Source organism: Mesorhizobium sp. L-8-3 (assembly GCF_016756615.1).
Classification (GTDB): domain Bacteria; phylum Pseudomonadota; class Alphaproteobacteria; order Rhizobiales; family Rhizobiaceae.
The window spans coordinates 5,049,688-5,075,913 of sequence record NZ_AP023262.1; the positions used below are offsets into that span (position 1 = coordinate 5,049,688).

The 26,226-nt window shown below is 65.1% G+C and carries 22 protein-coding genes and 2 pseudogenes; 11 read left to right on the forward strand and 13 right to left on the reverse strand.

Annotated features, from left to right (window positions below; all coding sequences use genetic code 11):
- Positions 1 to 4: 4 nt before the first annotated feature.
- Genes JN302_RS23410 through JN302_RS23430 form a run of 5 tightly spaced genes read right to left on the reverse strand, consistent with a single transcriptional unit; the run spans position 5 to position 5,441 of the window.
- The gene (locus JN302_RS23410) at positions 5 to 1,216 is read right to left on the reverse strand and encodes a molybdopterin molybdotransferase MoeA (RefSeq protein ID WP_202329318.1); all 1,212 of its coding nucleotides are present in this window, start codon (positions 1,214 to 1,216) and stop codon (positions 5 to 7) included.
- Complete coding sequence (gene moaC, locus JN302_RS23415) at positions 1,213 to 1,710, reverse strand: cyclic pyranopterin monophosphate synthase MoaC (protein WP_202329319.1); 498 nt, start codon at positions 1,708 to 1,710, stop codon at positions 1,213 to 1,215. Before moaC ends, JN302_RS23410 begins: the two co-directional genes overlap by 4 nt.
- 3 nt (positions 1,711 to 1,713) lie before the next feature.
- The gene (trpC, locus tag JN302_RS23420; RefSeq protein WP_202329320.1) at positions 1,714 to 2,526 is read right to left on the reverse strand and encodes an indole-3-glycerol phosphate synthase TrpC; all 813 of its coding nucleotides are present in this window, start codon (positions 2,524 to 2,526) and stop codon (positions 1,714 to 1,716) included.
- 4 nt (positions 2,527 to 2,530) lie between these two features.
- Positions 2,531 to 3,541, reverse strand: a complete 1,011-nt coding sequence (trpD, locus tag JN302_RS23425; RefSeq protein ID WP_202329321.1) for an anthranilate phosphoribosyltransferase — start codon at positions 3,539 to 3,541, stop codon at positions 2,531 to 2,533.
- Positions 3,542 to 3,551: 10 nt separating this feature from the next.
- Entirely contained in the window at positions 3,552 to 5,441 is a 1,890-nt protein-coding gene (locus tag JN302_RS23430; RefSeq protein ID WP_202329322.1) for a SurA N-terminal domain-containing protein, read from the reverse strand.
- Between the two features lie 143 nt (positions 5,442 to 5,584).
- Here JN302_RS23430 and tpiA point away from each other — a divergent pair, with 143 nt between their 5' ends.
- The 4 genes from tpiA to JN302_RS23450 all read left to right on the forward strand — a co-directional run bounded on the left by tpiA (position 5,585) and on the right by JN302_RS23450 (position 10,075).
- A complete protein-coding gene (gene tpiA, locus JN302_RS23435) occupies positions 5,585 to 6,355 on the forward strand; it encodes a triose-phosphate isomerase (RefSeq protein ID WP_202329323.1) in 771 nt (256 codons plus the stop codon).
- 170 nt (positions 6,356 to 6,525) lie between these two features.
- Positions 6,526 to 6,930, forward strand: coding sequence for a preprotein translocase subunit SecG (gene secG, locus JN302_RS23440; protein WP_202329324.1), 405 nt, complete (start codon positions 6,526 to 6,528; stop codon positions 6,928 to 6,930).
- Between the two features lie 274 nt (positions 6,931 to 7,204).
- On the forward strand, positions 7,205 to 8,296 hold the full coding sequence (locus JN302_RS23445) for a L,D-transpeptidase (RefSeq protein ID WP_202329325.1): 1,092 nt from the start codon (positions 7,205 to 7,207) through the stop codon (positions 8,294 to 8,296).
- 150 nt (positions 8,297 to 8,446) lie between these two features.
- On the forward strand, positions 8,447 to 10,075 hold the full coding sequence (locus tag JN302_RS23450) for a CTP synthase (protein WP_202305731.1): 1,629 nt from the start codon (positions 8,447 to 8,449) through the stop codon (positions 10,073 to 10,075).
- 160 nt (positions 10,076 to 10,235) lie between these two features.
- On the opposite strand, the gene JN302_RS23455 is transcribed toward JN302_RS23450, so the two are convergent.
- Positions 10,236 to 11,585 (reverse strand): serine hydrolase, encoded by a 1,350-nt coding sequence (locus tag JN302_RS23455; protein ID WP_202329326.1) that lies wholly within the window; start codon positions 11,583 to 11,585, stop codon positions 10,236 to 10,238.
- Positions 11,586 to 12,486: 901 nt separating this feature from the next.
- Between JN302_RS23455 and JN302_RS23460 the strand changes: the two genes are divergently transcribed.
- Entirely contained in the window at positions 12,487 to 13,581 is a 1,095-nt protein-coding gene (locus JN302_RS23460) for an AI-2E family transporter (protein ID WP_202329327.1), read from the forward strand.
- 34 nt (positions 13,582 to 13,615) lie between these two features.
- On the opposite strand, the gene cax is transcribed toward JN302_RS23460, so the two are convergent.
- A complete protein-coding gene (cax, locus tag JN302_RS23465) occupies positions 13,616 to 14,701 on the reverse strand; it encodes a calcium/proton exchanger (RefSeq protein WP_244741952.1) in 1,086 nt (361 codons plus the stop codon).
- A 316-nt stretch (positions 14,702 to 15,017) separates the two neighbouring features.
- Here cax and JN302_RS23470 point away from each other — a divergent pair, with 316 nt between their 5' ends.
- Genes JN302_RS23470 through ppk2 form a run of 4 tightly spaced genes read left to right on the forward strand, consistent with a single transcriptional unit; the run spans position 15,018 to position 19,276 of the window.
- Positions 15,018 to 15,458: a hypothetical protein gene (locus JN302_RS23470; protein ID WP_202329328.1), complete on the forward strand. Its 441-nt coding sequence runs from the start codon at positions 15,018 to 15,020 to the stop codon at positions 15,456 to 15,458.
- Between the two features lie 3 nt (positions 15,459 to 15,461).
- The gene (locus JN302_RS23475) at positions 15,462 to 16,691 is read left to right on the forward strand and encodes an HlyD family secretion protein (protein WP_202329329.1); all 1,230 of its coding nucleotides are present in this window, start codon (positions 15,462 to 15,464) and stop codon (positions 16,689 to 16,691) included.
- A 17-nt stretch (positions 16,692 to 16,708) separates the two neighbouring features.
- Positions 16,709 to 18,427, forward strand: coding sequence for a SulP family inorganic anion transporter (locus JN302_RS23480; protein WP_202329330.1), 1,719 nt, complete (start codon positions 16,709 to 16,711; stop codon positions 18,425 to 18,427).
- Between the two features lie 15 nt (positions 18,428 to 18,442).
- A complete protein-coding gene (ppk2, locus tag JN302_RS23485; RefSeq protein WP_202329331.1) occupies positions 18,443 to 19,276 on the forward strand; it encodes a polyphosphate kinase 2 in 834 nt (277 codons plus the stop codon).
- Between the two features lie 53 nt (positions 19,277 to 19,329).
- Here the strand turns inward: ppk2 and JN302_RS23490 are convergent, their stop codons facing one another.
- A complete protein-coding gene (locus JN302_RS23490) occupies positions 19,330 to 20,208 on the reverse strand; it encodes a LysR family transcriptional regulator (RefSeq protein ID WP_202305740.1) in 879 nt (292 codons plus the stop codon).
- An 85-nt stretch (positions 20,209 to 20,293) separates the two neighbouring features.
- Between JN302_RS23490 and JN302_RS23495 the strand changes: the two genes are divergently transcribed.
- Positions 20,294 to 20,932 (forward strand): class I SAM-dependent methyltransferase, encoded by a 639-nt coding sequence (locus JN302_RS23495; protein ID WP_202305742.1) that lies wholly within the window; start codon positions 20,294 to 20,296, stop codon positions 20,930 to 20,932.
- A gap of 76 nt (positions 20,933 to 21,008) precedes the next feature.
- On the opposite strand, the gene JN302_RS23500 is transcribed toward JN302_RS23495, so the two are convergent.
- The 3 genes from JN302_RS23500 to JN302_RS23510 form a co-directional block, all read right to left on the reverse strand.
- Positions 21,009 to 21,644 (reverse strand): VOC family protein, encoded by a 636-nt coding sequence (locus tag JN302_RS23500; protein ID WP_202329332.1) that lies wholly within the window; start codon positions 21,642 to 21,644, stop codon positions 21,009 to 21,011.
- A gap of 193 nt (positions 21,645 to 21,837) precedes the next feature.
- Complete coding sequence (locus tag JN302_RS23505) at positions 21,838 to 22,152, reverse strand: antibiotic biosynthesis monooxygenase family protein (protein WP_202305744.1); 315 nt, start codon at positions 22,150 to 22,152, stop codon at positions 21,838 to 21,840.
- A gap of 140 nt (positions 22,153 to 22,292) precedes the next feature.
- Positions 22,293 to 23,198, reverse strand: a complete 906-nt coding sequence (locus JN302_RS23510) for a LysR family transcriptional regulator (RefSeq protein WP_202305745.1) — start codon at positions 23,196 to 23,198, stop codon at positions 22,293 to 22,295.
- A gap of 46 nt (positions 23,199 to 23,244) precedes the next feature.
- Here JN302_RS23510 and JN302_RS23515 point away from each other — a divergent pair.
- A pseudogene (locus JN302_RS23515) lies at positions 23,245 to 24,579 on the forward strand (relaxase/mobilization nuclease domain-containing protein); the annotation flags it as partial.
- Positions 24,580 to 24,599: 20 nt separating this feature from the next.
- Here JN302_RS23515 and JN302_RS23520 read toward each other — a convergent pair.
- Together JN302_RS23520 and JN302_RS23525 are read right to left on the reverse strand one after the other, a co-directional pair.
- Positions 24,600 to 24,947: pseudogene (locus JN302_RS23520) on the reverse strand (ISAzo13-like element transposase-related protein); the annotation flags it as partial.
- A 39-nt stretch (positions 24,948 to 24,986) separates the two neighbouring features.
- Positions 24,987 to 26,189: an IS256 family transposase gene (locus JN302_RS23525; protein WP_202310163.1), complete on the reverse strand. Its 1,203-nt coding sequence runs from the start codon at positions 26,187 to 26,189 to the stop codon at positions 24,987 to 24,989.
- Positions 26,190 to 26,226: the final 37 nt, after the last annotated feature.

A 26,226-nucleotide genomic window follows, 5' to 3' on the forward strand; every position in this document is an offset into this window, starting at 1 on the left:
CCGCTCACCCTCTGAGATAAAGCACCCGGCAGGCGTCGCCCTTCGCCGCCGCCGGCGCGTGCGGCTCGCGAACGATGAGCGCGTTGGAAGCGGCGAGCGTTCGCAGCATCGAGGAATCCTGGACGGGGAACGGCGTTGCCACGGGCCGGCCGTCTTCGGCGGTGCTCATGCTGGCGCGCACATAATCCTGCCTGGTGTCGTTGGCGGCCATGGCGGCGCCGAGCACGGCCTCGCCGACGTCGGATCGGTGGGGCAGGCCGCCGAGCCGCGCCAGCAGTGGTTTCAGGAACAGGTGCGAGCAAACCAGGCTGGCGACCGGATTGCCGGGCAGGCCGATGAAGCGCGTCGGGCCGCGCCGGCCGAACATCAGCGGCTTGCCGGGGCGCATCGCGATCTTCCAGAAGTCGAGCGTCATGCCTTCGCCGGTCAGCACGTCGTGCACGAGGTCATGTTCCCCGACTGACGCGCCGCCGAGGGTCACGACGACGTCGGCGCCGGCGTCGAGCGCCCGTCTGACCAAAGCGGCTATCGCTTCCTTGCGGTCGGGCGCGATGCCGAGATCGAGGGCCTCTGCGCCGGCCGACTTCGCCACCGCCGCTACGCCATAGGCATTGGACGCTATGATCTGGTCAGGCCCGGGCGTGCTTCCCGGGGGGAGCAGTTCGTCGCCGGTAGCGATGATTGCGACGAGCGGCCGCTTCACGACGGCGATCGCCGGATGGTTGGCGGAGGCGGCGAGCGAGAGTGCCGCGGGGTCGAGCACGCGGCCTGTATCGAGCAGCACGTCGCCCTCGGCGAAGTCGAGCCCCTTGCGGCGGATGTGTCGTCCGGCCGCCGCGGGCTCCAGCGCCTCGACGGTATCGTCGTCCAGCCTTCGCGCGTTCTCCTGGATCAGGATCGTGTCCGCGCCTTCGGGCACGGGGGCCCCGGTGAAGATGCGAACGGCTTCGCCGGCGCCGACCTTTCGGTCGAACAGCTTTCCAGCCGGCGCCTGGCCGATGACCCGCAGGCGAACCGGCGCCGCCGCGATGTCGGCGGCGCGCAGCGCATAGCCGTCCATGGCTGAGGCAGGGAAGGGCGGCTGGGTGCGCAGCGCCCTCAACGGCGCGGCGAGCACCCGCCCCGCCGCCTCGTGCAACGGGATCGTCTCTGCCGGTCCGGCCTCCGCCCCATCCAGCAACCGTTCGAGCGCGTCGGCGACCGGAAGCAGCGTCATGGCCGGTTCTCGCCTGCGCGATAGTCGCCGGACTTGCCGCCGGTCTTCTCGACGAGGCGAATGCCGCCGATCACCATGCCGCGATCGACCGCCTTGGCCATGTCGTAGATGGTGAGGCAGGCAACGGAGGCGGCCGTCAGGGCTTCCATCTCGACGCCCGTCTTGCCGGTCACGCGGGCAAGCGCCCGGACACGCAGCCCCGGAAGCGCCTCGTCCGCATCGATGTCGACCGACACCTTGGTCAAAAGCAGGGGGTGGCAGAGCGGGATCAACTCATGGGTGCGCTTGGCAGCCATGATGCCGGCAATGCGCGCCGTGCCGAGCACGTCGCCCTTGCGGGCATCGCCGGCGAGGATCAGGCGCAAGGTGTCGGGCTGCATGGTGACGGTGCCTTCGGCCACCGCGGTCCGCTCGGTTGCCGCCTTCTGCCCGACATCGACCATATGCGCCTCGCCGGAGGCGCCGATGTGGGTGAGTCCGGACTTGTCGGCCATGTCTCAGCCGGCCGTCACGGCTGCGTCGCCGCGCAGCAGGGCGCGCGTCGCTCCAGTCACGTCGGCCTGGCGCATCAGGCTTTCGCCGACGAGGAAGGTGCCGATACCGTGTCGGGCGAGGCGCCGGCAGTCGTCATGGGTGAAGATGCCGCTTTCGCCGACCAGCAGCCGGTCAGCCGGCACCATTCCGGCCAGTCGCTCCGAGGTCTCCAGGCTCGTCTCGAAGGTCCTCAGATTGCGGTTGTTGATGCCGATCAACCGCGACGACAGCTTCAGCGCCCGTTCCATCTCGGCTTCGTCATGCACCTCCACCAGCACGTCCATATCAAGTTCGAAGGCGGTCTCCTCGAGCGCGAGCGCCTCATCGTCGGAAAGGCTCGCCATGATCACCAGGATGGCGTCCGCCCCCCAGTCGCGCGCCTCGTAGACCTGATAGGGCTCGAACATGAAGTCCTTGCGCAGCGCCGGCAGGGCGGCGGCCTTGCGGGCCGCGACGAGGAAATCGGGAGCGCCCTGGAAGGAAGGCGTATCGGTCAGCACCGAGAGGCAGGCAGCGCCGCCTTCCGCATAGGCGCGGGCGAGCGCCGGCGGGTCGAAGTCGGCCCGTATCAGCCCCTTGGAGGGGCTGGCTTTCTTGATCTCGGCGATCAGTGCGAATTCGCCTTGTGCGCGCCTTGCCGACAAGGCGGAGAAGAAACCGCGCGGCTCATCGGCGTCGCCGAGGCGCGCCTTCAGCTCCGACAGCGGCAGGCGAGCCTTGGCGGCGGCGATCTCGTCGCGCTTATAGGCCTCGATCTTCTTCAGTATGTCGGCCATGACCCTACTCGTTGGAGATGAGGACGAGCTTGTCGAGCACCCGCAGCGCGTCGCCGTCGTCGATCGCGCGTGCGGCAATCGCCACGCCGTCGGCAAGTGTCGGGGCCCGGCCGGCTACGACCAATCCCGCCCCGGCATTCATCAGCACAGTGTCGCGATAGGCGCCCGACTTTCCCTCGAGCACGGCGCGCAGGGCGGCGGCGTTGAAGGCGGCATCGCCGCCGCGCAACTCCTCGCGGGCGTGGCGCTTCAGCCCGACCGATTCCGGGTCGATGGAAAAACTGCGCACCTTGCCCTCGCACAGTTCCGCGACCTGGGTCTCGCCCGTCGTGGTGATCTCGTCGAAGCCGTCGCCGTGCACGACCCAGACATGCTCGGCGCCGAGATTTCTCAAGGTCTCGGCCAGCGGCTCCACCCATTCGGGGGCGAACACGCCGACCATCTGCCGCTTGACGCCGGCCGGGTTGGACAGCGGGCCGAGCAGATTGAAGATCGTACGGGTGCCGAGTTCCACGCGGGTCGGCCCGACATGCTTCATTGCGGGATGGTGGGCGGGCGCGAACATGAAGCCGACGCCCGCCTCGTGGATGAGGTGGCTGATCGCCTCGGGCGACTTGTCGATCTTCACGCCCAGCGCCATCAACACGTCGGCGGCGCCGGTCTGGGAGGAGAGGCCACGATTGCCGTGCTTGGCGACGGGCACGCCTGCTCCGGCGATCACGAATGCCGATGCGGTCGAGATGTTGACGCTGTGCGAGCCGTCGCCGCCGGTGCCGACGATATCGATGGCGCCGACGGGCGCGTCGACGCGCAGCATCTTTTCGCGCATGGTAGCGACCGCGCCGGAGATCTCGTCGACGGTCTCTCCGCGCATGCGCAGCGCCATCAGGAAGCCGCCGATCTGGCTGGGCGTGGCTTCGCCCGACATGATGATGTTGAAAGCGGCCCTGGCCTGGTCGAAGGTCAAGACCTTGCCCGCGGCGACATGGGCGATATGGGATTTGAGCTCGCTCATCGATCGGGTCTCAGAAGGCCAGTGCCTGCGCGATCGCCCCGCGATCGACGCTCACGCCATATTCTGCCTGCAGCATCGCCGCCATCTGCTCGAGCAGGTCGTTGCCGTAAGCCGTGGTGAAATTGGCGCGCACTTGCTCGGGCAGGGCATCGGGGCCGGAAGCGGCCGGCTCGAAGACTTCCGTGACCTTGAACACGATCTGCGCGCCGCCGTCGGGTGCGGGTGTCGTTCCGATACCGTTCGGCGCCACGCCGAAGACGGCGGCGACGCCGGTCTTGCCGAAATCGGCGTCGTCGGCCTCACGCTTCAGTCCGCGCTTTGTCTGCTTGACGAGCGAGAGCTCGGTCGCGATTGCGTCGAGCGTCGCGCCGTCCCTGACGCGCTTCTCGATCTCGGCGGCCTTGGCCGCAAGCCGCTGTCCGGCCTGGTCGGCCTTCCAGTCCGCGATCACCTTGGCGCGCACCTCGTCCAGCGCACGATCCCGTGCGGCTGTTACCGAGTCCACCTCGTAGAAGAGGAAGCCATCCGTGCCGATGTTGAGCGGCGCGTTTTCGGTATTGGCCTCGGCTTCGAAGGCCGCGCGGATGAGATCGCGCGACTGCGGCAGGTCGGACACGATCGTGCCGTCGGGACGCAAGGCGGTGCGGTCGATGGCCTCGACGGTGACGACCTTGAGCTTCAGCTTCTCGGCGGCCTCGCGCATCGAAGCGCCACCGGCGCGCGCATCCTCATAGGCATCGTGAACGTCGAGAAGGATTCGGCTCGCCTCGTCGGCGGCGAGCGACTTGCGGATCTCCTCCTTCACCTGGTCGAGCGGCCTGACCACTTCGGGCTCGACCGTCGTTACCCGCACGAGCACCGGGCCGAAGGCGCCCTTGACGACGCCGCTCACCTGGTTGGCGTCGAGCGCGAAAGCTGCCTGGGCGACGGCAGGGTCGGGGATGCGGTCCTTGGCGAGCGTGCCGAGCTGCATGTCGGCTGCGGTCTTGCCTTCGGCCCTGGCGATGTCGTCGAAGGTCGAGCCGGCATCGATCGCCGCGCGCGCCTTGCTGGCGGCGTCTTCGCTCTTGAACACGATCTGCTCGATCGTCCGGCGTTCCGGCGTCGTGTAGCGCGCCTTGTTCGCTTCGTAGTCCTTGGCGACCTGGTCGTCGCTGATTGCCGATGTGTCGGCGATGTCCTCGGGCTCGAGTTTGACGTAGGAAATCCTGCGGTATTCCGGCGCGGCGTAGTTTGCCTTGCGCCCCTCGAACCAACTCGGCAGGACGGCGTCGGAGGGGTCCTCGATGGGCTCGACCAACGATTTCGGCAGGACGAGGTAGTCGACCGTCCGGTCCTCGCCGCTGTAGAGAGCGGCCGCATTGAGAAACGCTGCCGGCGCCTTCAGCCCGTCGGACACCGCCTCGACGATCTGCTCGCGCACCGCCACGTCCTGGCGGTTTCGCAGATAGTCCTCCGGCGTCATTCCGACCTCGCGCAGGACAAAGTCGAAGCGCTGGCGGTCGAACCTGCCGTCGGGACCGGCGAAGGCGGGATCCTCCCGCGTCAGGGAGGCGAGGCGGTCCTTCGACAGGCCGAGGCCGAGCTTGCGCGCCTGCTCGTCCAGCACGGCACCGGCGATCAACTGCGACAGAACCTGCTGGTCGACGCCGAAGGCGGTCGCCTGCTCGCGGGTGAGCCGCTGACCGAGCTGCTGCCCCCAGACATTGAGCTGGCGATCATAGGCCAGCCGGTAGTCTTTGGCCGAAACGGAAGTGTCGCCGACCGTCAGGACATTGCCGCTGCCGACACCCTGGATCAGCTGCCCTGAGATACCCCATATGGCAAAGCTTACCACGAGCAGCAGAAGAAGCAGCTTCGCGACCCAGGTTCCGGCGGCACTTCTCAAGGTGTCAAGCATGGTCAAATCCGGTTTGGCGCCTCGCTCTTAGCGCCGTTTGCGAATGGACGGCAATAGCGCCCTTGGCGGTCAGTGTCGATTGCTTTGTGCCCGGTTTTTGGTAGTGAGGCGGCATCGGCAACCCGCATGGAGGACTTTCATCGATGACACCCGGTATTCGCCCCCTGGTCGCCGGCAACTGGAAAATGAACGGCACATCCGCCTCGCTGCCTGAGCTTCTGGCCATCGGAAACGGATTTCTCGGCGGTCTCGATGCCGAGACCGAAGCGCTGGTCTGCGTGCCCGCCACGCTGCTGGCAAGGGCGGCCGAAGCGATCGGCGGGCGCACCCCGGTCAGGCTCGGCGGGCAGGATTGCCATACCGTGGCGAGCGGTGCCCATACCGGCGACGTTTCCGCCGAGATGCTGAAGGACGCGGGCGCCAGTCATGTCATCGTCGGCCATTCGGAGCGGCGCATCGATCACGGCGAAACCGATGCCGTGGTGCTCGCCAAGGCAGAAGCGGCGTGGCGGGCCGGGCTCGTCGCCGTCGTCTGCATCGGCGAAACCAGGGCCGAGCGCGAAAGCGGGGCGACGCTCGACGTCCTGTCGCGGCAGGTGGCCGGCTCGGTGCCCGCAGATGCGACCCATGCCACCACGATCGTGGCCTATGAGCCGGTCTGGGCCATCGGCACCGGCTTGACCCCGACCGCCGCCGACGTTGCCGAGGCCCACGCTCACATCCGCGGGCAACTCGCCGTGAAGCTCGGCGACGAAGCCGACAGGATTCGCATCCTCTACGGCGGCTCGGTGAAGCCGTCGAATGCCGCCGAGCTGCTCGCCATCGCCAATGTCGACGGAGCGCTGGTTGGCGGCGCGAGTCTCAAGGCTGCGGATTTCCTTGGGATCGCCGAAGCCTATCGGGCCATCGGCTAGGTCGTGCAGCCGCCGGCTGGGCGGGGGTCTCCACGGGGGGCGATTGCAAATCGTCCCGGCGTTCCCATATTCCGGCCACGGGCTTGGAAATGCCGTGAAACCCGTGTAAGGAGCCGCCTCCTATACTGGGCCGGCTCGGCCCGCTTCTCGAGAATTTGCCGGATCGCCTGATGCAAACCGTCCTTATCGTCATTCATCTGATGGTCGTCGTCGCGCTCGTCGGCGTCGTGCTCCTGCAGCGTTCGGAGGGTGGCGGCCTCGGCATCGGTGGCGGTTCGGGGTTCATGACGGCGCGCGGCGCGGCCAATGCGCTCACCCGCACCACCGGCATCCTGGCGATCGCGTTCTTCGCGACGTCGCTCGGATTGTCGCTCTTCGCCCGCTACAGCGAGCGGCCGATCGACATCCTCGATCGCGTGCCGGAGCAGAGTGAGCAGGGCACTGGCGGCGGCCAGGGCGTGCTCGACCAGCTCGGAGGAGCCGATACACAAGCTCCGTCGGCCAGCGGCAATACGGTGACACCGCCGGCTGCCGGTGCGGCACCAGCGCAGCCCGGCGTGCCGAACAGCCAGTAAAGTAGCCGCCCAAAGATCAGCGACAATGGAAGTGCCCGCTTTGCGGGCACTTTTGCTATGGTGCGGCAGTTGTACCCGGAAACTGTTGTCAATCGGACACAGTTGGCGCAAATGGCGAATCGATTCAAGCATTTCGCCTGCCTTCGCTTGGTGGTCGCGCTTGAGAGACTTTGCATTAATGGCTTATAAATTTCGTGAAGGCAGTTTGGCCGGGGCTTGGGAATCGGCCAGCCGCCGAGGCGGCATTCGCATCAACATTTTCGGGTAGCAGACCATGAAGCTTCGCAGCTTGGCATCGCTCGGCCTTGGGGCCGCGCTAGTTTTCGGCACATTCTCTTTGGCGTCGGCCGAAAGCGGCGGGCTCGACATGATGACGACGGCGGCCATGGCCGCCGAGAAGCCGAAGACCGAGGACAGCGGCAAGAGCAAGGCAACTGCCAAGGCGAAGGACGCGGCCAGGAGCAAGAACGCCGCAAAGGCCAAAGATCCGAAGAAGGATACGAGCAAGGCCACTGCAAAGTCCAAGGACAAGAGGGACGCGGCCGGGAAGGCGGAAGTGGCCAAGGCAGAGCCGGAGAACTTCTTCTCGACCATTTTCAAGCCGATGCGCAGGATCGAGCCGGAGCAGGCCCAGCCTCAGAAGAAGCTGACGGCCAGGGAGAAGCGCGAGGCCGAGAGGGCGCTCGCCAAGGCCCAGAGAGCAGAACCGAGGCCGGAAGCACCGCAGCTCGCGGTGGTTGCCACCGGCAACAACGGTGAGTTGCGCAGCGAGATGAAACCGGAGAACCGCGACATCTTCTCGACGCTGTTCGGGGGCCAGCCGCGCCAGCAACTCTTGCCCGAGACGCGAGCGCTGGACGCGGCGCTCGCTGCCCGAGACGCGCGCAAGCAGTTCAAGGTGAAGTCGGACTTCGAGCCCCAGCAGGTCTCCTTGTCCGGCTACAAGCGCGGCACGATCGTTATCGACACTTCGACCCGCTATCTCTACCTGGTGGAAAGCGGCTCTTCCGCACGCCGCTACGCCATCGCCGTCGGTCGCGAAGGGCTCGAGTTCAAGGGCAGCGCGACTGTCGGCGACAAGCAGGAATGGCCGCGCTGGATCCCGACGCTCGACATGCAGAAGCGCGAGCCGAAGAAGTATGGCCAGTACAAGGACGGCATGCCCGGCGGTCCTGACAACCCGCTCGGCGCCCGCGCCATCTACCTCTATCAGGGCAAGAAGGATACCCACATCCGCATCCACGGCACCAACCAGCCGCAGACGATCGGGACCAATTCGTCGAACGGCTGCTTCCGCATGGTCAACGAGCACGTCAAGGACCTCTACAACCGCGTCAGGATGGGCACCGAAGTCATCGTCATGTAGTTGCCCGCAGATTTCAGCCACGAAGGCCGGCCTCGCGCCGGCCTTTCTGTCGTGTGGGGGCGGGGCGCGGCTCCGCCGGTTGCGGAAAACGACGGTGCGGATCGTTTTTCTCTGGCGGAATCAGAATCGGCGCGCTAAGCCCTGACTCCCATGGCGCGATATGTATTCATCACTGGCGGCGTGGTTTCCTCACTTGGAAAAGGCATCGCTGCGGCAGCCCTTGGGGCACTCCTGCAGGCACGCGGCTATCGCGTGCGTCTGCGAAAACTCGATCCCTATCTCAATGTCGACCCCGGGACGATGTCGCCTTACCAGCATGGCGAGGTGTTCGTGACGGACGACGGGGCCGAGACGGATCTCGACCTCGGCCACTATGAACGCTTCACGGGGCGCTCGGCCAACCAGAGCGACAACATCACGACCGGTCGCATCTACAAGAACATCATCGAACGCGAGCGCCGGGGCGACTATCTCGGCGCGACCGTCCAGGTCATTCCGCACGTCACGGACGAGATCAAGAACTTCGTCCTCGACGGAAACGACGACTATGATTTCGTACTCTGCGAGATCGGCGGCACGGTGGGCGACATCGAGGCGATGCCGTTCCTGGAGGCCATTCGCCAACTGGGCAACGACCTGCCGCGCAACAATGCGGTCTATGTGCATCTGACGCTGATGCCCTACATCCCGACCGCCGGCGAGCTGAAGACCAAGCCGACGCAGCATTCGGTCAAGGAACTGCGCGGCATCGGCATCGCACCCGACATATTGCTGGTGCGCGCCGACCGCCCGATTCCCAAGGAAGAGCGTCGCAAGCTGTCGCTGTTCTGCAACGTCCGCGAATCGGCCGTCATCCAGGCGCTCGACGTACCGCACATCTACGATGTGCCGATGGCCTACCACAAAGAAGGGCTGGACGGCGAAGTGCTCGCCGCCTTCGGCATCGATCCGGCGCCCAAGCCGCGCATGGAACACTGGCAGGAAGTCTCCTCGCGCATCCACAATCCGGAAGGCGAGGTGACGATCGCCGTTGTCGGCAAATATACCGGGCTGAAGGACGCCTACAAATCACTGATCGAGGCGCTTTCCCATGGCGGCATCGCCAACCGGGTCCGCGTCAGGCTCGAATGGATCGAAAGCGAGATCTTCGAGAAGGAGGACCCGGCGCCGTTCCTGGAGAAGGTGCACGGCATCCTGGTGCCCGGCGGCTTTGGCGAGCGCGGCTCGGAAGGCAAGATCCTTGCCGCCCGCTTCGCTCGCGAGCGCAAGGTGCCTTATTTCGGGATCTGCTTCGGCATGCAGATGGCGTGTATCGAGGCCGCCCGGTCGCTGGCCGGCATCGACGCCGCTTCGTCCACCGAATTCGGCCCGACCAGGGAGCCAGTCGTCGGTCTGATGACGGAATGGCTGAAGGGCAACATGTTGGAAAAGCGTCAGGCGGCGGGCGACCTCGGCGGCACCATGCGCCTCGGCGCCTATGACGCGAGGCTCTCGGCCGGGTCGCGGATCGCGACGATCTACGGCGACACCCAGATATCGGAGCGCCACCGCCACCGCTACGAGGTCAATGTCGACTACAAGGACCGGCTCGAGGAATGCGGGCTGGTCTTCGCCGGCATGTCGCCCGACGGCGTTCTGCCGGAGACGGTGGAGTATCCCGACCACCCCTGGTTCGTCGGCGTGCAGTACCATCCGGAATTGAAGAGCCGACCCTTCGAGCCGCATCCGCTGTTTGCCAGCTTCATCGAGGCGGCGGTGGAGCAATCTCGGCTTGTGTGACGAGGCGCGCCTCGCTCGGATACCGATCCATGCATCGGCCCGAAGATCGCCCCGGATCTTCAGGCCGATGCTTTCCCTACATGATCGACCGTTGGGCCGCGCGACTGCGTGGTCATAGCCCGTTGGCGCGAAAGCCAGGCGGACGGATGGGCCGCACTTTTCAGTCGAGCCGGGACGCGGACAGGTGTTGACCGTTCTGGTGTAGCACCAGGCCGAAAGCTCGCCCCCCGGCTTCGGTTTCGAACGATATCTGGGCGTCCACCACCTTATAGAAGAACTCTTTCTCGCCCTGCGGGAATATCTCGGCCTCGACCTGCCCGGTGGCCTGCGCGAAGAGGCGATTATCCCGGCGGGTAACGGTCAGGATGAAGTCAGGAGCGAGTTGATAGCGGCCGACATAGAAGTCGAACAGTTTCGGATCGACCTTGGCGACCTTGCGCGGCCGCTTCGGCTCTGCCAGCGGAAGGGCCGCGTCGAGCAGATGCAGGCCGATGTCGTCGAAGCCCGCCGGTGCGGCAGCATTGGCGAGCACGACGATGCCGGTGCGCGTTTTCGGGCGATAGCCGACAAAGGCCATATGGCCGCCCGTGCCTCCATTGTGCCAGATGATTTCGTCCCCGCCCTTCCTGCTGACCACCCAGCCAAGCGCCGTCTCGACGTCGCTCGCATCGATCGGTCGACGCGTGTCCGGCATGATGGCGAAGGCGGCGGCGAGCGGGGAATGACGAAATCCCAGCACCGCCTCCAGGAAGTTCAGGAGGTCGTCGGCGGTCGAACGCAGGGCGCCGGCGCCCGGAAGGGTCGGCAGGTCCCAGTACGGGACAGGCTCCAGGGTCGCGTCATGCGCGACGGCGGCCCGGTCGCGCATGTCGGCCGATAGCGCCACTGCGGTACTGCGCATGTTGAGCGGCGAAGTGATACGCGCGCGGACCAGGCTCTCGTAGCTGGCGCCGGCGCCCATGGCCAACACGTGGCCGAGCAGGCCGTAGCCGAGATTGGAATATTCGTAGGCGGCGCCGATCTCACGGGTCAGTTCATACCGGGCCAGGAACTCATAGAGTTGCCCGACTGAATAGTCCGCGTAGGGGTTTGCAGGGTCGGCAGGGTCGAGGTTGTCGGGAAGGCGCGGCAGACCCGAGGTGTGGGTGGCGAGATCGACCAGGGTGATGGTCTTGCCGCTTCGCGCGGGCAAAATGGCCGCCGCAGGCAGATCGACAGCGGCCGCATCGGAAAGCGCCGCCTCGCGCCTTGCCACCATGTCGGCAAGGAGAAGCGCGGTGAACACCTTGGTGACGGAGCCGACTTCGAACACGGTACCGCCGTCGACGGCGCGTGCGTCGTCGCGGCCGCGCCTGCCATGGGCAATGATGCGGCGGCCGGAGGGATAGATCATGCCGACGACGATGCCGACGCTCTGCGCCTGGCTGTCGACCCGGTCGGACAGGATCTTCCTGATCTCTTCGTCACGTAGTGCCTCGGGTGAGGGGTGAGCGAGAGTGCAGACGGCCATTGGGAGCAATCCTCCGAGGATGAAGCGGCGCATGTCGCCTCCATGAGACAGTCCGGATCAAGTCGCGGTTCGGGCAAGACCTGTTCTCATCCGGCGCGAGTCGGTTGAGCCGCCGACATCTGACGGTCGTTCGATTGCGTCAGCATTGCATTTCGGCGGGCACGGCCCGGGCTCGGGCAGTCCTCTTGTCGCCGCCCCGCATCGCACCGCATCATAGATCTCTTCCGAACTGATGAATCATGGGGGACCCGCGGCGAGCGCTCCTTCGACAGCCTCCTGATCCTGCGTTCAGGAGGGGCGAACAGTGGCCCGTGCCCGAGCGGGGCGGCGAAGGCACGGGCCGGCTCAGTTCCACGGGTCAGTCGAAGTCGTCGGGGCGAAAGTGAAGACTTCATTCGTCGCAGAGGCTGAGCCAATGTTGCGAGATCCGGGAATTGATATCGATTTGCCCCATCTCTCCGAAAAAATACACCGAGCCTATGGTCTTGCGGCCTACAGATCGCCGACGTCGGGTTCGCCTTTTCACTGTAAAGGCTTCTGACCGAGACTGTCACCCATCCGTTTGTAGGACGTCATCGACATTGCCGCCGACACGCTCGACCAATGTCTCCGATCGCCGGGGCAGGCGGGTTTTATGCCTCTTCCGAGCGTCGCGCCCGAGGCGCGGGCCGGGGAGCGGCGCGCCTCCGGAGCGTTCGCGGCCGATCGATCGATTTCAACAAGAACGAAAGCACCTATGACCCCGACCAAGACGGCGGGAAGTTTTCCTCAGCGCATCAAAATCGGGCGCATGGCAGCATCAGACGACGGGCTCCCAAGGAACTTTCTCACTTCCTCATGTCTGGACGCTTTTGTCATATGCTGGTTTCATCGAGCTACCGTTGTTGGAGACCAGACAAGAATGAGGCAAGCGAGCAAAGCCACGGCGGCCGGCGGTGGCATGCCGGCTTTGGAAGCGCGGGCGACCGACCTGGTAATTCGCCTGGCATTCCTGGGACTCTTCGCCTACTGGTCGATCGAGCTGGTGCGACCGTTCCTGCCGGTGGTGATCTGGGCGGTGCTGCTCGCGGTGGCACTCTATCCAGCATATGCATGGCTCGCCCGGCGCCTCGGAGGGCGGCAGAGCCTCGCGGCGGCTATCATCACCGGACTCGCGCTCCTCACCATTCTCGGGCCGGTCAGCATGCTCGCCGCGAGCCTCGTCGAAACGGTGCAGTGGCTCGCGGCCGGGCTGCAGGCGGGGACGCTCAGGGTGCCGCCACCGCCGGCCGGAGTGGCGGACTGGCCCGTGGTCGGAGAGCAGGCGCACGAGGCCTGGGCGCTCGCCTCGACCAGCCTCGACGACGCTCTCAAAAGGTACGGGACAGCGGTGCTTCCCGCCGGCGGGACGATTCTCGGCAAGATCGCTGCGATCGGCGGCGACATCCTGAAGTTTGTGGTTTCGGTGGTGATCATGGGCTTTCTCTTCCGGCCTGGGGCCCGGCTTGCGGAGGGCGCGCGGGCGTTCGCCGGCCGGCTGGTCGCCCCGCGCGGGGCCCATTTCGTGGACCTCGCCGGAGCCACCATCCGCAACGTCTCGCGCGGGGTCATCGGCGTAGCTCTGCTGCAGACGCTGATGGCAGGTATCGTTCTGGTGGTCGCCGGCGTTCCGGGTGCGGGTCTGCTCGCCTTCGGGATCCTGATATTCTGCACTGTCCAGATCGGCCCGGCGCCCGTCCTCGTGCCGACCATCATATGGGCGTGGACGGCGATGAGCGCGGGCGCGGCCCTGATCCTCACGCTCGTGCTGGTGCCAGTGATGCTGGTCGACAACGTGCTGAAGCCGATCCTCATCGCGCGCGGCCTGACCACACCGATACTGGTAATCCTGACCGGCGTGATCGGGGGGACCATCACATACGGCCTGGTGGGTCTCTTTCTCGGACCGATCGTGCTCGCCGTCTTCTACGAACTCGTCGTGGCCTGGGTTCGACTTGAGGACCCGGGAGCGTCGTGATCGGCCCAAGACCAGATCGTCGGCGTCCTCGGCACTATGCTGCGGGCGGAAGCAGGAAAAGGGTCAGCGCGAAGATCGCATAAACCATCAGGATCATGACTCCGGCGAACCAGGCGGACCGTCCCCCGTTTGCCATCAGCGTCGCCGTCATGGTCGCGATCAGCATCATCACGATGGCGCCCGGCCAGAATTGGAGGCTCATCGGCGCCGGCCCGATGACGTAGCTCAGGATCACAAGCAGCGGCGCCACAAAGAGCGCGATCTGTGCCGCGCTGCCGAGGGCAATGCCCACGCTGAGGTCGAGCCGGTCCTTGGCGGCCGCGGCGAAGGCGGTCGTCATCTCGGCGGCGCCGCCGACGAGGGCGACGACCACGAAGCCGACGAAGGCGGGCGTCATGCCCAGGGTCTCGGCCGCCATCTGCACTGACGCCACGAATATCTCGCTGACGAGCGCGACCAGCAGTGTCACCACGGCGAGGGTTACGAGTGCAACCGTTACGGGCCAGGGCGCCTCGCCGGCTTCACCATGGCCGATGCTTGCGAAGGCCTCCTTGTGGGTCTTCAGCGAAAAGACCATCCCGAGACCGTAGGCAAGGATCAGGAGCGCTGCCAGACCGAGGCTGAGCGGTTGGGCGACCGCCTCCCGGCCATCCACCTGGGCAACGAGGGAAGGTACGAGCAGGGCAACGGTGGCGAGGAACAGCAGAGCCGACTGAAAGCGGGCGCTTACGCGGTTGAACTGCTGCTCATGGTGCCTGAGGCCGCCGATCAGGAACGAGCCGCCGAACATGAAGAGGGTGTTGGTCACGATGGCTCCGGCGATCGAGGCTTTCACCAGCAGGTGCTGGCCGGCTTGAAGCGCCGTCAGGGCGATGACGAGTTCGGTCAGGTTGCCAAGCGTCGCGTTCAGCAGCCCCCCGACCGCATCCCCCGTGCGCTCAGCCACCGATTCCGTAGCGCGGCTGAGAAGGGCCGCCAACGGAATGATGGCGAGGACCGAGAGCAGGAACAGCAGGGTGTGCCGCTCCGGCCAGACTCGCTCGCCCGCGAAGACGATCGGAACGAACACCAAGAGCCAAAGCAATGGGGTGGCGCGAACCTCACCGAATATGCGTCTCACGTCCGGCTCCGTCCGATAAGCGCTGATGGCAACGATCCTGAGCAGGCAATGCGTATCACGTTCCACGTACCGGGTGTTGATTTGCGTCAAATCTCGCCCCGCCGAGGACAAAACAATCTGCTGCGTCAGAGATAACCCCCGCGCAGGTACCACATTGTGAAAGCCGGGGAGCGCCGCGGCTGGTCGAGGCTGCTATCCGCGGTGCCCCTTTGACAAAGATCAATGCTTGGGCTCTTGATATCATTCAGACATGAACCATTCCGCGCCGGGCTGCACGGGACCGCGCCAAGGCGGTTCTTTGGAAGGGTGACGCCTGATGGAACACGAAGCAGCGATCAACCCCGCGGCGCCCCACCACCTGCCGTTCTTCATCGCGGCACCCGGGCAGACCGATGTGCTTTTCGTGGCGACGGGCATCGTGGTGCTGCTCGCCGTGGTCGGTATCGGCATCTTCTACTTCAAGCTCCATGCGCTTCCCGAGCAGATGGCGCATCGCGGCCAGAAGGTGCAGTTCGAGATCGTCGCGGTGCTGGCGCTCATCGCGCTCTTCACCCACAACCATGCGTTCTGGATCGCCGCGCTGCTGCTCGCCCTCGTCCCGCTGCCTGATTTCTCGACCCCGCTGAACTCGATGGCCCAGTCGCTGGGGCGGATGGCCGGGCGCCGCGAGCCTGACGTGCCGGCGCAAGCCGACGAACCCGCCGTTCCGGCGGCCGCAGCGGCGGAGCCTCTGCCGCTCGGGCAGAAAAGGGCCTGAGCCATGCTGGAACTCACCCTCTGTTCGATACTGACGATCCTGCCGGACTTCCTCTACCGCCGTTTCGTGCAGGGCAAGCGGATCGGCCGCGAGATCACCTTGTTCTCCGTCTGGTATGAACTGCGCTGGGGGATCACCCTTTGCCTGATCCTGACCGTCAGCCTGATCACCACGATCTTCTATTTCCATCCCTCCACCAAGGCCGCCACCTCCATCTTCCGCACCGTCACCATCCTGCCGGAGACCAACGGCCGCGTGGCGGAAACCTTTGTCGAGATCAATCAGAAGGTGGCAAAGGACCAGCCCCTCTTCCGGCTGGACAGCACCGCGCAGGAGGCGGCCGTCGAGACCGCCAAGCGCCGGATCGCCGAGATCGACGCCACCATGGTCGTCGCCCGGTCGCAGCTCAAGGAAGCGGACGGCCGGATCGCCCAGGCGCGCGGGGTTCTGCGGCAGGCGCAGGACGAGTACGATACCCGCGCCGACCTGTTCCGGCGCAATCCCAACGCGATCCCCGAGCGGGAAGTCGAGCAGGCGCTGGTCAGGGTCGACACCCAGCAAGGCCTGGTGGACGCCGCCGAAGCCTCCCGGGAGGCCATCGTGTCGCAGATCGACTTCCAGCTCCCCGCCCAGAAGGCCAGCGCCGAGGCCGCGCTGCACCAGGCGCGGGTCGATCTCGAAAAGACCCTCGTCGTCGCCGGCACCGACGGCATCGTCCAGCAGTTCGCGCTCAGGCCGGGCGATGTCGTCAACCCGATGCTCCGGCCCGCCGGCATCCTGGTGCCCGAGCGCAAGGTCACGGGCCTCGTCGCCGGTTTCGGGCAGATCGAGGCGCAGGTGATAAGGCCCGGCATGGTCGGCGAGGTCGCCTGCATCGCCAAGCCCTGGACCATCGTCCCGATGGTGGTGACGGAGGTCCAGCACGTCATCGCCAGCGGCCAAGTCCGTCCGACCGACCAGCTCGTCGATGTCGGGCAAATGGCGCGCCCCGGCACCATCACCGTCATCATGCAGCCGCTCTTTGCGGGCCAGCTCGACGACCTGCCCCAGGGCAGCAGCTGCATCGCCAACGCCTATACCAGCAACCATGACGCGCTGCAGGACCCCGACATCGGCGCCTTCCGTGCCTTCGTGCTCCACGCGATCGACGCCACCGGCGTGGTGCATGCGATGATCCTGCGGATGCAGGCGCTTCTCCTGCCGATCCAGACGCTGGTCCTGGGCGGGCACTGATCGGAGACCCGCAGATAATGGCCAACGACGGACAAGCGTGGCGGCTTCCGGTGCTGACGAGCCTCGAGGGCTACAGACCCGCCTGGCTCCGGAGCGACATTTCTGCGGGGCTCGCCATCGCGGCGGTGGGGCTGCCGAGCGCCATCGCCTACCCGGCGATTGCCGGGCTGCCGCCGGAAACCGGTCTCTATGCCAGTATCGCGCCGCTGGTGGCCTACGCGGTCTTCGGCCCGTCGCGACAACTCATCGTCGGACCGGACGCGGCGACCATGACGGTGCTGGCGGCGGTGCTGGCGACGATCTTTGCGACGCCGGCGGTGACGGCCGACCGCGTCGCCGTGGCCGCACTGCTGGCGCTCGCCGTCGGGGCACTCTGCCTCATCGCCCGGGTGCTGCGGCTGGGCGTGCTCGCGACCTTCCTTTCGCGACCGATCCTGACCGGCTTCTTCGCAGGCATCTCGCTCTCGATCATGATCGGCCAGATCGGCCGGCTTACCGGCGTGAAGATCGAATCGGACGGGCTGCTGCGACCGATATTCGAGATCGTCGGCAAGGCCAGCCTCATCCACTGGCCCTCGCTTGCGCTCGGCGTGGCGATGTTCCTCGTGCTCCAGGCGGTCCAGCTTCGCAAGCTGCCGGTGCCCGGACCGGTCGTCGTCGTGGTGCTGGCGGTCGCGCTGTCTGCCCTGTTCGATTTCGAAGGACGCGGAATCGCGGTCGTCGGGGACATCCCAACCGACCTGCCACGGCTTGCCCTGCCGGCCTATTCCGGCGTCCCGCTCGATCTGATCGTGCTCGGTGCCGCCTCGATCTTCCTGGTCAGCTTCGGCGCGGGCATCGTGACGGCCCGAAGCTTCGGCGCTCGCGGCGGCTACGAGGTCGACCCTAACCGCGAACTGACGGGGTTCGGCGCAGCCAATGTCGCCGCTGGCTTCTTCGCCGCGTTTCCGGTCACCGCCTCCGATTCCCGGACTGCCGTCAACTCTACGGTCGGCGGGCGCAGCCAGATCGCAGCGATCGTCGCGGCGGCGGTGCTCGTGGCTGCGCTCCTGTTCCTGGGACCAGCCCTGCGCATCCTGCCCATGCCGGCGCTCGGCGCCATTCTGGTGGCGGCGGCCCTCAGCCTTATCGACGTCGAGGCGCTGCGCGAGATCTGGCGGATCAGCCGGATCGAGTTCCTGTTCGCTATGATCGCCCTGGCTGGCCCGCTCAGTCTGGGGGTCCTGCAGGGGATCGTGATCGCGGTCGGCGCAACCCTCGTCTACCTCCTCTACAAGTGGGCGAATCCCCGCGACGCGCTGCTTGGGCGCATTCCCGGCCGCGACGGCTTCTACAAGCTCCACCGCTCGCCTGAGGCGCGATCCGAGCCAGGCCTCGCGCTCGTCATGGTCCAGGGCAGCCTGCTGTTCTTCAACAGCGACAACGTCAAGGCGCGGCTGCGCGCCATTGCCTCCGAACTTCCGTCCGGAACCGAGTGGTTCGTGCTGGATGCGAGCGCGATCGCCCAGGTCGACAGCACCGGCGCCGCCATGCTGTCGGGCATCGCCGACGAGTTCGCCGCGCGTGGCCTCGCTCTCGGCCTCGCAGAGGTCCACAGCGAAGCGCTCGGGTTGCTCGAACGTGCCGGCGTGATCGACAGGATCGGCGCCGCGATGGTTTTCGACGACCTGGAAGACGCCTTGCGCGCGTTTCGGGCGCGGGAGCGCTTGCCCTCTGGTAGTATAGAACCGTCGTAGAAGAAACGTCCGGACATGGAGGAGACTTTGGCCAAGAAGAACAAGGATGCGGAAACTGGCGCCGAACTGACCAAGAAGGAGCGGAACCGCGCCTACGAGAAGGAAATCGCCCGCCTGCAGGTCGAGATCGCCCACCTGCAGGCCTGGGTGAAGGAGACAGGCGCGCGCATCGTCATTATCTTCGAGGGCCGCGACGCGGCCGGCAAGGGCGGAGTGATCAAGCGATTCGTCGAGCGGGTCAGTCCGCGGGTGTTCCGCGTGGTGGCGCTGCCCTCGCCGAGCGACCGCGAGAAGACCCAGATGTACTTCCAGCGGTACATGGCGCAACTTCCGGCGGCCGGCGAGGTGGTGATCTTCGACCGCTCCTGGTACAACCGCCCCGGCGTGGAGCGGGTGATGGGCTTTACCCCCGAGGACAAGATCACCCGGTTCCTCCAGGAGGTCCCGCACCTCGAGGGACTGATCGTCGAAGGCGGCATCATGCTCCTGAAGTACTTTCTCGACGTCAGCGAGGAGGAGCAGGAGCGGCGCTTCCGCCAGCGTATCGACGACCCTGTTCGCCAGTGGAAGCTGAGCCCGATGGACATCGAGAGCTACCGTCGCTGGTGGGACTACACCAGGGCCTACGACGAGATGATCCGCGCGACCGATTCGCCGCATGCACCTTGGTGGATCGTGGACTCCAACGACAAGAAGTCGGCGCGGATCAACTGCATCACCCACATCCTGAAGTCGATTCCCTACAAGCGGATCAAGTTCGACGAGCCGAAGCTTGGCAAGCGCCAGAAGCGCCCGGACGACTTCGTCGCGAACACGACCGCCCGCAACGTCGTGCCGAGCGTGTTCTGACCCCGCCCATCCGCCGGCCGAGTCGGGCGGTGTCGGCCGCCCGGCTCGTGATGCTAGATGCGCGCCAGTTCCTCGGCCAGAATTTTCTGGACGACGCGGATGCGGGGGCTGGGTTGCAGTTCCTGGTGGGTAACAAGCCAGATCGGCACGGGAACCGGCGTCATATCAGGCAGGAGCCTCACCACTCCAGGCGTCCGTTCCGCCACTTCGCGCAGCATCGCCGCCACGCCAATGCCCCGCCTGACCATTTCCCACACAGCAACCGAAGAATCCGAGACCAGCCTGAAATCGGCGGCTTCAACCGGAATGCCGATCTCGCGAAGGTAGCCGGAAAAGCGCACAGCGTCGTCGAATCCGATCAGTCCCGCCCTGGCCAGATCGGCCGGGCCTTCCGGCAAGCCGTTTCGGGCAACCCAGCCTTCGGACGCATAGAAGCACGCCAGCGTATCGCGGACATGGTGGCCGACCAGGCCGGACCGATCGGGCCGCACATGACGGATAGCGATGTCCGCTTCCCCGCGGTGCAGGTTGCTGAGCCCATTTGAGGCGACGATCGCGATCGTGATCTGCGGCGCTTCCGACCTGATGCGCTCGACGATCGGGGGAAGAATGTAGGCGGCGTAGGTATCGGTTGCGGAAATGCAGACCCGCCCGCTGATCTCCTGCACCCGACCGCTTGCGGCCAGGGCAACGGAGTCCGCGGCGTCACTCATGACGCGGACATGATCGAGCAGTTCCAGCCCGGTCTGCGTCAACACGAGCTTGCGGCCGCGCCTTTCAAACAGGGGCACGCCAAGATCGGCCTCGAGCGCCAGGACCTGCCGCGACAGCGTAGGTTGGGTCAAGCCGAGCTCGCGTGCCGCAGCCGACAGGGATCCGGCCGTGGCGGTCGCGTGGAATGCGCGAATGTGGTTCCAGTCGATGACTTTCATGCGTTTTCGTATATCATTGGTGCGATTTTCGGCAATTTTCTTCTTATGTGCATATGGTAAGCCGCTCAGCAAGGAGCATTTCACCATGAGCACAGCGAGCGACGCCCGTTTCTGGGACCGGTCTTCAGGAAAATACGCCAAGGCTGCGATCAAGGATCAGGCCGGATATGAACGCACGCTGGAGCGGACCCGCGCCTTCCTGGGACCGGATGACCGGGTGCTGGAACTGGGTTGCGGAACGGGCACGACGGCGCTCCGTCTTGCAGGCAGCGTGCAAAGCTATGTTGCGACGGATATTTCTGCCGGAATGATCGAGATAGCCGAAGAGAAAAACGCTTCCGGCGCTGTCGCCGGGCTTGCCTTCCGCGTTGCGACCGCAGAGGCGCTTGCGCATGAGGTGCACCGGTTCGATGCGGTTCTGGGCTTCAACTATCTCCATCTGGTGCGCGACGTGCCGGGCACGCTGCGCAGCATCCATGCACTGCTTGCGCCGGAAGGCCTGTTCATTTCCAAGACGCCGTGCCTCGGGGACATGAACCCGCTCATCCGGCTCGTCCTGTTGCCCGCGATGCGAGCGATCGGAAAGGCGCCTCATGTAAGCATCTTCCGGGCGACGGAACTGGATCAGCTCTTGCTTGACGCGGGCTTCGACATCCTCGCTGTTGAAAGCCACGCAACCGGGAGTAGCGACGGCCGGCCCTACATCGTCGCGCGCAGGAGATGACGTGGACGGCCGGGACTCTCGGTCGAAGCTCTGTCCGATAGCGAGAGGAAACCATCTCCGAACAGCCTCGCGATGGCTAATACAACTCTCGCAACCCGGCGGAGGTCTTGATCACGGCTCGGTAGCGATGCTGCTCCCCCTTCCGAATACGCGGCGGGTTTTGGAGGCCAAGCCGTTGATAGAGGGTTTTGACCGCAGTCGGATCCGGGTGCTCGATCACGAACTCGACAAGTGTCAGGTCGAGGTTCGTCATCGTCATGGCAGGATGTCCTTGCGCCCCCCAATCGATAACTGATGGTGCGACGCCGTCCATCGGCAATGATCCGTCAGAAGGCATCGAGAAGGACCAGATACGCCCCCCGCGCGACACTCGTATTTTCTGCCCAAGGATAGCTCCATGAGCAGAAAGGACTGTGTCGATGTTACTCGTCCGGACGACCCATCCTCGAAGACGATGCCCGGCATCCCACGCATGTTTGACAACGGCCGGATCGCTCAAGTCAAACCAACGAGCGCGTCCGGGACCTTCCGCAGCCGGATCAATGGCTATGACCTCCAGGAACACATCATCGCCCAAGCGCACGAGCAGATTATGGGTTCCCATCTCTGGATGGTTGCCTCCGAACGGCATGTCGACACCAAGCAGATTGCGGACATGCTCAGCGCCTGCTTCCAGGGTGGGGGCAATGATTGTCAGGTGGTCGAGTTGCAATGGAGACTCCCTTTCGTGCGGCTTGCGAGCTTTCGCGGCATGCAGGGCAGCAGCTTGAGCATGCCCTGTCCGATGGCTCGATGGATCGCATCATCTCGCGCATCGTCAGCCAGACGACGGTGACAGTCGATCAAGCCTGAAGCGGTGATTGGCCGACGGATACCCGAAGCACTCGATGCGTGAGGCGAGAGCGTCATTTCTCGCCGACCTTACTTTCCCATGCGCGGGCATGAAGAACGTTGCATATTTGATAGTTGAAGCTGCTGAAGAACTTCGTGAAGCCAAGCCTTTTGGCTTCGATGTGCTCGGGATGGCTTTTCCATTCGCGAAGCGCCTCCTCGGATTCGAACTCCACGATGGTCACTCTTTCACCGTCCTCCCCGACAAACCCTTTGTGAGACACGTAGCCGGGAACGGTGCGCGCCAGCTCACCCATGCGCTTTGCCATCACGCCGTATTCTTCTTGAGCCTGCGCGTTGAGACGGGATCGAAAGACTGCGACGATCATGGAACATTAGCCTCTGCAAACGAAGTGAAAGCGCGGGCTCGCGTCGTCGCGATCTAGACCGCCTCCCTGCGCAACAAGCGCACTATTGGGGGGCAGAAAGGCATCAATCAAATGCATATTGCAGATTATGATTATGTTCTTCAATTATGATCGAGCTTGGCCTTCATCTCCTTCGCCAGCAGCTCGATCGCTGGGTCGAAGCGACCAGGAACCGCGTTCCGGATCAATGTCACCGTCGCGGATACTTGGAAGTCCGCCACGTTGAGGGCCTGCAGGTGGGTCCGGTATGGGCTTCGTTCAAATTGCCGGTATGGCACGAGCCCCAGCCCGCCACCGTGGGCAAGGAGCGACAGCTGGAGGTCTTCGCCGAAGACTTCAGCCGCTACCTGAATGAGGAGGTTGTGCCTGTCAAACGCCCGCTCCAGCGCGGCACGGCAGCCGCATCCGCGGGGATTGAGGAACCAGCCCTCTTCCGACAAATCACGCAGCCGCCAGGGGCTGCCGTCTCGCCTGTTCGAGGTTCTCGAAGAAGAGACGACGACCACCAGCTCGCTCCCCAGGGAAACGCGCAACAGGCTGGTTGGCACCGTATGTGCGTCCGTCAACAATCCAACGGCGCAATCGATCGCGCCGCCGCGGACTTCCTCGATCAAACCGACGCTCCAGTTTGAGCTGACCTGCATCCGAATCAGGGAGAACGATCGCCGCACGGCATCGAGCGGAGACGTCAGAACCATTTCGGCCAACCCGTGAGCCACGCCCACCCTCAGTTCGCCGGCAGGATTGGTGGCGCTTGTCGCGCACGCCTCCAGCTCCGCGACAGCGACGAGAACACGCCGACAATATTCGAGCACGTGGTTCCCATACGCTGTCAGAATCGCTGGCTTCACCGAGCGATCGAATAAAGGGTCTCCGCCGAGGGCGGCCTCAAAATTCTGAATACGTCGCGTTGTTGCTGGCTGCGTCAGATTGAGGCGGACCGCAGCACGATTGACCGAACCCGTCTCTGCCACCGCAACAAACGCTTGAATATCCTGAATGTTCATGAATGAAGAGCATAAACTGGCAATGTTTATGCGGCAAATGCATTATGGCGTTGCCTTCGTCGAGCGCGGCGTGGACGATCGCCACCAGTTCCGCTTCATCGTCTCGCCCGAGGACGGCGCGGACCTGTCCGACCTCACCGCCTATACACGCGACCTCATGGCCCAGGTGGAAACCGATCTCGGCACGAAGCTCGATTGGGTTGCGGTCAATCACCACAACACCGGCCATCCGCATGTCCATGTCATCGTGCGCGGCGTGGACGAGCTGGGCCAGAACCTCGTCATCAACGGCGACTATCTCGCCAACGGCATCCGCTAGCGGGCGAGCGATCTGGCGACGCTTGAACTCGGCCCCGTCACCGAGATCGAGCAGAGCCGCAAGCTCTCGGCCGAGATCGGTCAGGACCGCTACACGCACATCGACCGCGCCATGACCGAGGAAGCCGAGGACCGCTTCCTCGACCTGCGCCATGAGCCGGCCGATCATCGTCGCCAGTTCGACCGGACGCTTCGCCTGCGCCGTCTCGCCAAGCTGGAGAAGATGGGGCTCGCCACCGAGCACGCGCCGGGCGTCTGGGAACTCAGCGAGCGGATGGAACCGGCGCTGCGCGAGCTGGGCGAGCGCGGCGACATCATCCGAAACATGCACAAGGCGCTGAAGGCCGACGGCACGGAGCGCGATCCGATGACCTTCCAGATTCACGATGCCGCGCCCGAAGTCCCGATCACCGGCCGCGTCGTCGACAAATATCTGACCGACGAGCTGGGCGAGAACCTGACCGTCGCGGTCGACGGCATCGACGGGCGCACTCATTATGTCGCCGGCCTCGACCCGGCCCGCGTCGAGGATGCGCGGATCGGCAGCGTCGTCGAGATCGGCCCGGCCGAGAACGCGAGCCGCCCGTCCGACCGCACCATCGCGGGGATCGCCGAGGGCGGCGTCTATCGACCGAGCCGCCATCTTGAACAGGCAAAGTTCGAGGGCCGCGTTCCGGGCGGCGACTATGAAGGATATGTCGATGCGCATGTGCGCCGGCTCGAAGCCTTGCGCCGCGCCGGGATCGTCGAGCGGATCGACGCCGAGCAATGGCGCATCCCCAAGGACTTCGAGAACCGCGCCGCTGCCTATGATGCCGGTCGCAACCGGCAGGCCAATATCCGCATCCTATCGGTCGCCCGGCTCGAGCAGCAGATCGGCGCGGACGGCGCGACCTGGCTCGACCGGCGGCTCATGTCAGCGGAAACGTCCGACCTTGCGCCGACCGGATTCGGCCAGCAGGTGCGCGACGCGATCGACCGCCGCCGTGCGCATCATATCGACCGGCGTGACGCTACGCCCGGCCCCAACGGCGGGACGCTCTATCGGCGCAATCTTCTCGCTAAGGCGTCATCCGCGGATAACTACGTCGTAGGATCGGGATTTGGTTCGATGGTGTAGTTCCAGTCGCCGTGAAAGTCATGGCGTTTGAGCTTGATTGCCTGGAGCTCGGCATCCGAGACTTTGACGCCGGCCGGATAGGTGTTGGGATCGAGTTGGCAGCGTACGGTCAAGCCCGCCTCGGTGGTGGTCGCGGCGATCAGCTCGACGATGACCTTGTGACTGACCAGAGCCTTGCCGCGCCAGTTGGCGGTGATGAACGAGAACAGGCGGTGTTCGATCTTGTTCCACTTGCTGGTGCCCGGCGGCAGGTGACACACGGTGATCGGCATGTGCAGTTCGTCGGCGAGTTCCTGCAGTTGCAGTTTCCACGGGACTGTCAGGAATTCTGTGCGCGAGGCCCGTTTTCGTCACCGACCGACGAACCGTTCGCCGAAGACAATGGCGAATTGGGTCTTGGCCTCGAACCACTCGCGCGGCGGTCGTTTCCATTCCTCGGCCGCGTGGTTCAGAACCAGATATAGCAGCTTCATGGCGGCGTCGTCATTGGGGAAATGGCCCCGGGTTCGGACGGCGCGCCGCAGCTTGGAGTTGAGCGCCTCGATGGCGTTTGTGGTGTAGATGATGCGGCGCACGCCCTCAGGGAAAGCAAAGAACGGAATGACCTGTTGCCAATTGCGCCGCCAGCTCTGGGCGATCGCCGGGTAGCGCTGGCCCCAGTGACCGGCCTCGAACGCCTCCAGGGCCTGCAGGCCGGCCTCGGCGTCCATGGCCCGGTAGATCGCCCTGAGCGCCGGCACGACCGCCTTGCGGTCCTTCCACGACACGAACTCCAGGGAATGGCGGATCAGGTGCACAATGCAGGTCTGCACCACGGTCTGGGGAAAGACGGCGTTGATCGCCTCGGGAAAGCCCTTCAGCCCGTCGACGACGGCGATCAGGACGTCGCCGACGCCGCGGTTCTTCAACTCGTTCATGACGCGCAGCCAGAACTTGGCGCCCTCGGTCTGTTCGATCCAGATGCCCATGACCTCCTTGGTGCCGTCGGGCAGGATGCCGAGCGCGATGTAGACCGCCTTGTTGCGCACGAAGCCCTCGTCGCGGATCTTGACCCGAATGGCATCGAAGAAGACGACGGGATAGACCGCGTCCAGCGGCCGGTTCTGCCATTCGGCGACCTCCTCCAGCACCGCGTCGGTGACCGCCGAGATCAGGTCCGGCGAGACCTCGATGCCGTAGAGCTCCTCCAGATGGCCGCGGATCTCGCGCACCGTCATGCCGCGCGCATACATCGAGATGATCTTGTCGTCGAAGTCGGGAAACCGCCGCTGGTACTTGGCGACCAGCTTCGGATCAAAGGTGCCGGCCCGGTCGCGCGGGATCGCCAGCGTCATCTGTGACGTCCCCGTCAGCACCGTCTTCTTCGAATGCCCGTTGCGGCGATTGGCGTTGCCGTCGGCACCTTCGTCCGCCAGGTGCTCGTCGAGCTCGGCGTTCAGAATGCGCTCCGAAAGCGCCTTCTTCAGGTCGTCGAGCAGACCGTCCTTGGCAAACAAATCCCTCGGATCACGACCGGCAAGCAGCTGATCCAGCAGTTCTTTCTCGATAGCCATGTGATGATTCTCTCCTTTCCATCATCATGGCCTCACG

Excerpts from the sequence above, each read along its gene's own strand:
- ppk2 (WP_202329331.1), top strand. The coding sequence starts at position 18,443 with ATGGAGGAGACTTTGGCCAAGAAGAACAAGGATGCGGAAACTGGCGCC.
- JN302_RS23495 (WP_202305742.1), top strand. The coding sequence starts at position 20,294 with ATGAGCACAGCGAGCGACGCCCGTTTCTGGGACCGGTCTTCAGGAAAA.
- JN302_RS23475 (WP_202329329.1), top strand. The coding sequence starts at position 15,462 with ATGCTGGAACTCACCCTCTGTTCGATACTGACGATCCTGCCGGACTTC.
- JN302_RS23525 (WP_202310163.1), bottom strand. The coding sequence starts at position 26,189 with ATGGCTATCGAGAAAGAACTGCTGGATCAGCTGCTTGCCGGTCGTGAT.
- secG (WP_202329324.1), top strand. The coding sequence starts at position 6,526 with ATGCAAACCGTCCTTATCGTCATTCATCTGATGGTCGTCGTCGCGCTC.
- JN302_RS23490 (WP_202305740.1), bottom strand. The coding sequence starts at position 20,208 with ATGAAAGTCATCGACTGGAACCACATTCGCGCATTCCACGCGACCGCC.
- JN302_RS23460 (WP_202329327.1), top strand. The coding sequence starts at position 12,487 with ATGAGGCAAGCGAGCAAAGCCACGGCGGCCGGCGGTGGCATGCCGGCT.
- JN302_RS23445 (WP_202329325.1), top strand. The coding sequence starts at position 7,205 with ATGAAGCTTCGCAGCTTGGCATCGCTCGGCCTTGGGGCCGCGCTAGTT.
- JN302_RS23510 (WP_202305745.1), bottom strand. The coding sequence starts at position 23,198 with ATGAACATTCAGGATATTCAAGCGTTTGTTGCGGTGGCAGAGACGGGT.
- JN302_RS23470 (WP_202329328.1), top strand. The coding sequence starts at position 15,018 with ATGGAACACGAAGCAGCGATCAACCCCGCGGCGCCCCACCACCTGCCG.
- JN302_RS23430 (WP_202329322.1), bottom strand. The coding sequence starts at position 5,441 with ATGCTTGACACCTTGAGAAGTGCCGCCGGAACCTGGGTCGCGAAGCTG.
- JN302_RS23410 (WP_202329318.1), bottom strand. The coding sequence starts at position 1,216 with ATGACGCTGCTTCCGGTCGCCGACGCGCTCGAACGGTTGCTGGATGGG.
- JN302_RS23450 (WP_202305731.1), top strand. The coding sequence starts at position 8,447 with ATGGCGCGATATGTATTCATCACTGGCGGCGTGGTTTCCTCACTTGGA.
- JN302_RS23455 (WP_202329326.1), bottom strand. The coding sequence starts at position 11,585 with ATGGCCGTCTGCACTCTCGCTCACCCCTCACCCGAGGCACTACGTGAC.
- trpC (WP_202329320.1), bottom strand. The coding sequence starts at position 2,526 with ATGGCCGACATACTGAAGAAGATCGAGGCCTATAAGCGCGACGAGATC.
- trpD (WP_202329321.1), bottom strand. The coding sequence starts at position 3,541 with ATGAGCGAGCTCAAATCCCATATCGCCCATGTCGCCGCGGGCAAGGTC.
- JN302_RS23505 (WP_202305744.1), bottom strand. The coding sequence starts at position 22,152 with ATGATCGTCGCAGTCTTTCGATCCCGTCTCAACGCGCAGGCTCAAGAA.
- moaC (WP_202329319.1), bottom strand. The coding sequence starts at position 1,710 with ATGGCCGACAAGTCCGGACTCACCCACATCGGCGCCTCCGGCGAGGCG.
- JN302_RS23480 (WP_202329330.1), top strand. The coding sequence starts at position 16,709 with ATGGCCAACGACGGACAAGCGTGGCGGCTTCCGGTGCTGACGAGCCTC.
- tpiA (WP_202329323.1), top strand. The coding sequence starts at position 5,585 with ATGACACCCGGTATTCGCCCCCTGGTCGCCGGCAACTGGAAAATGAAC.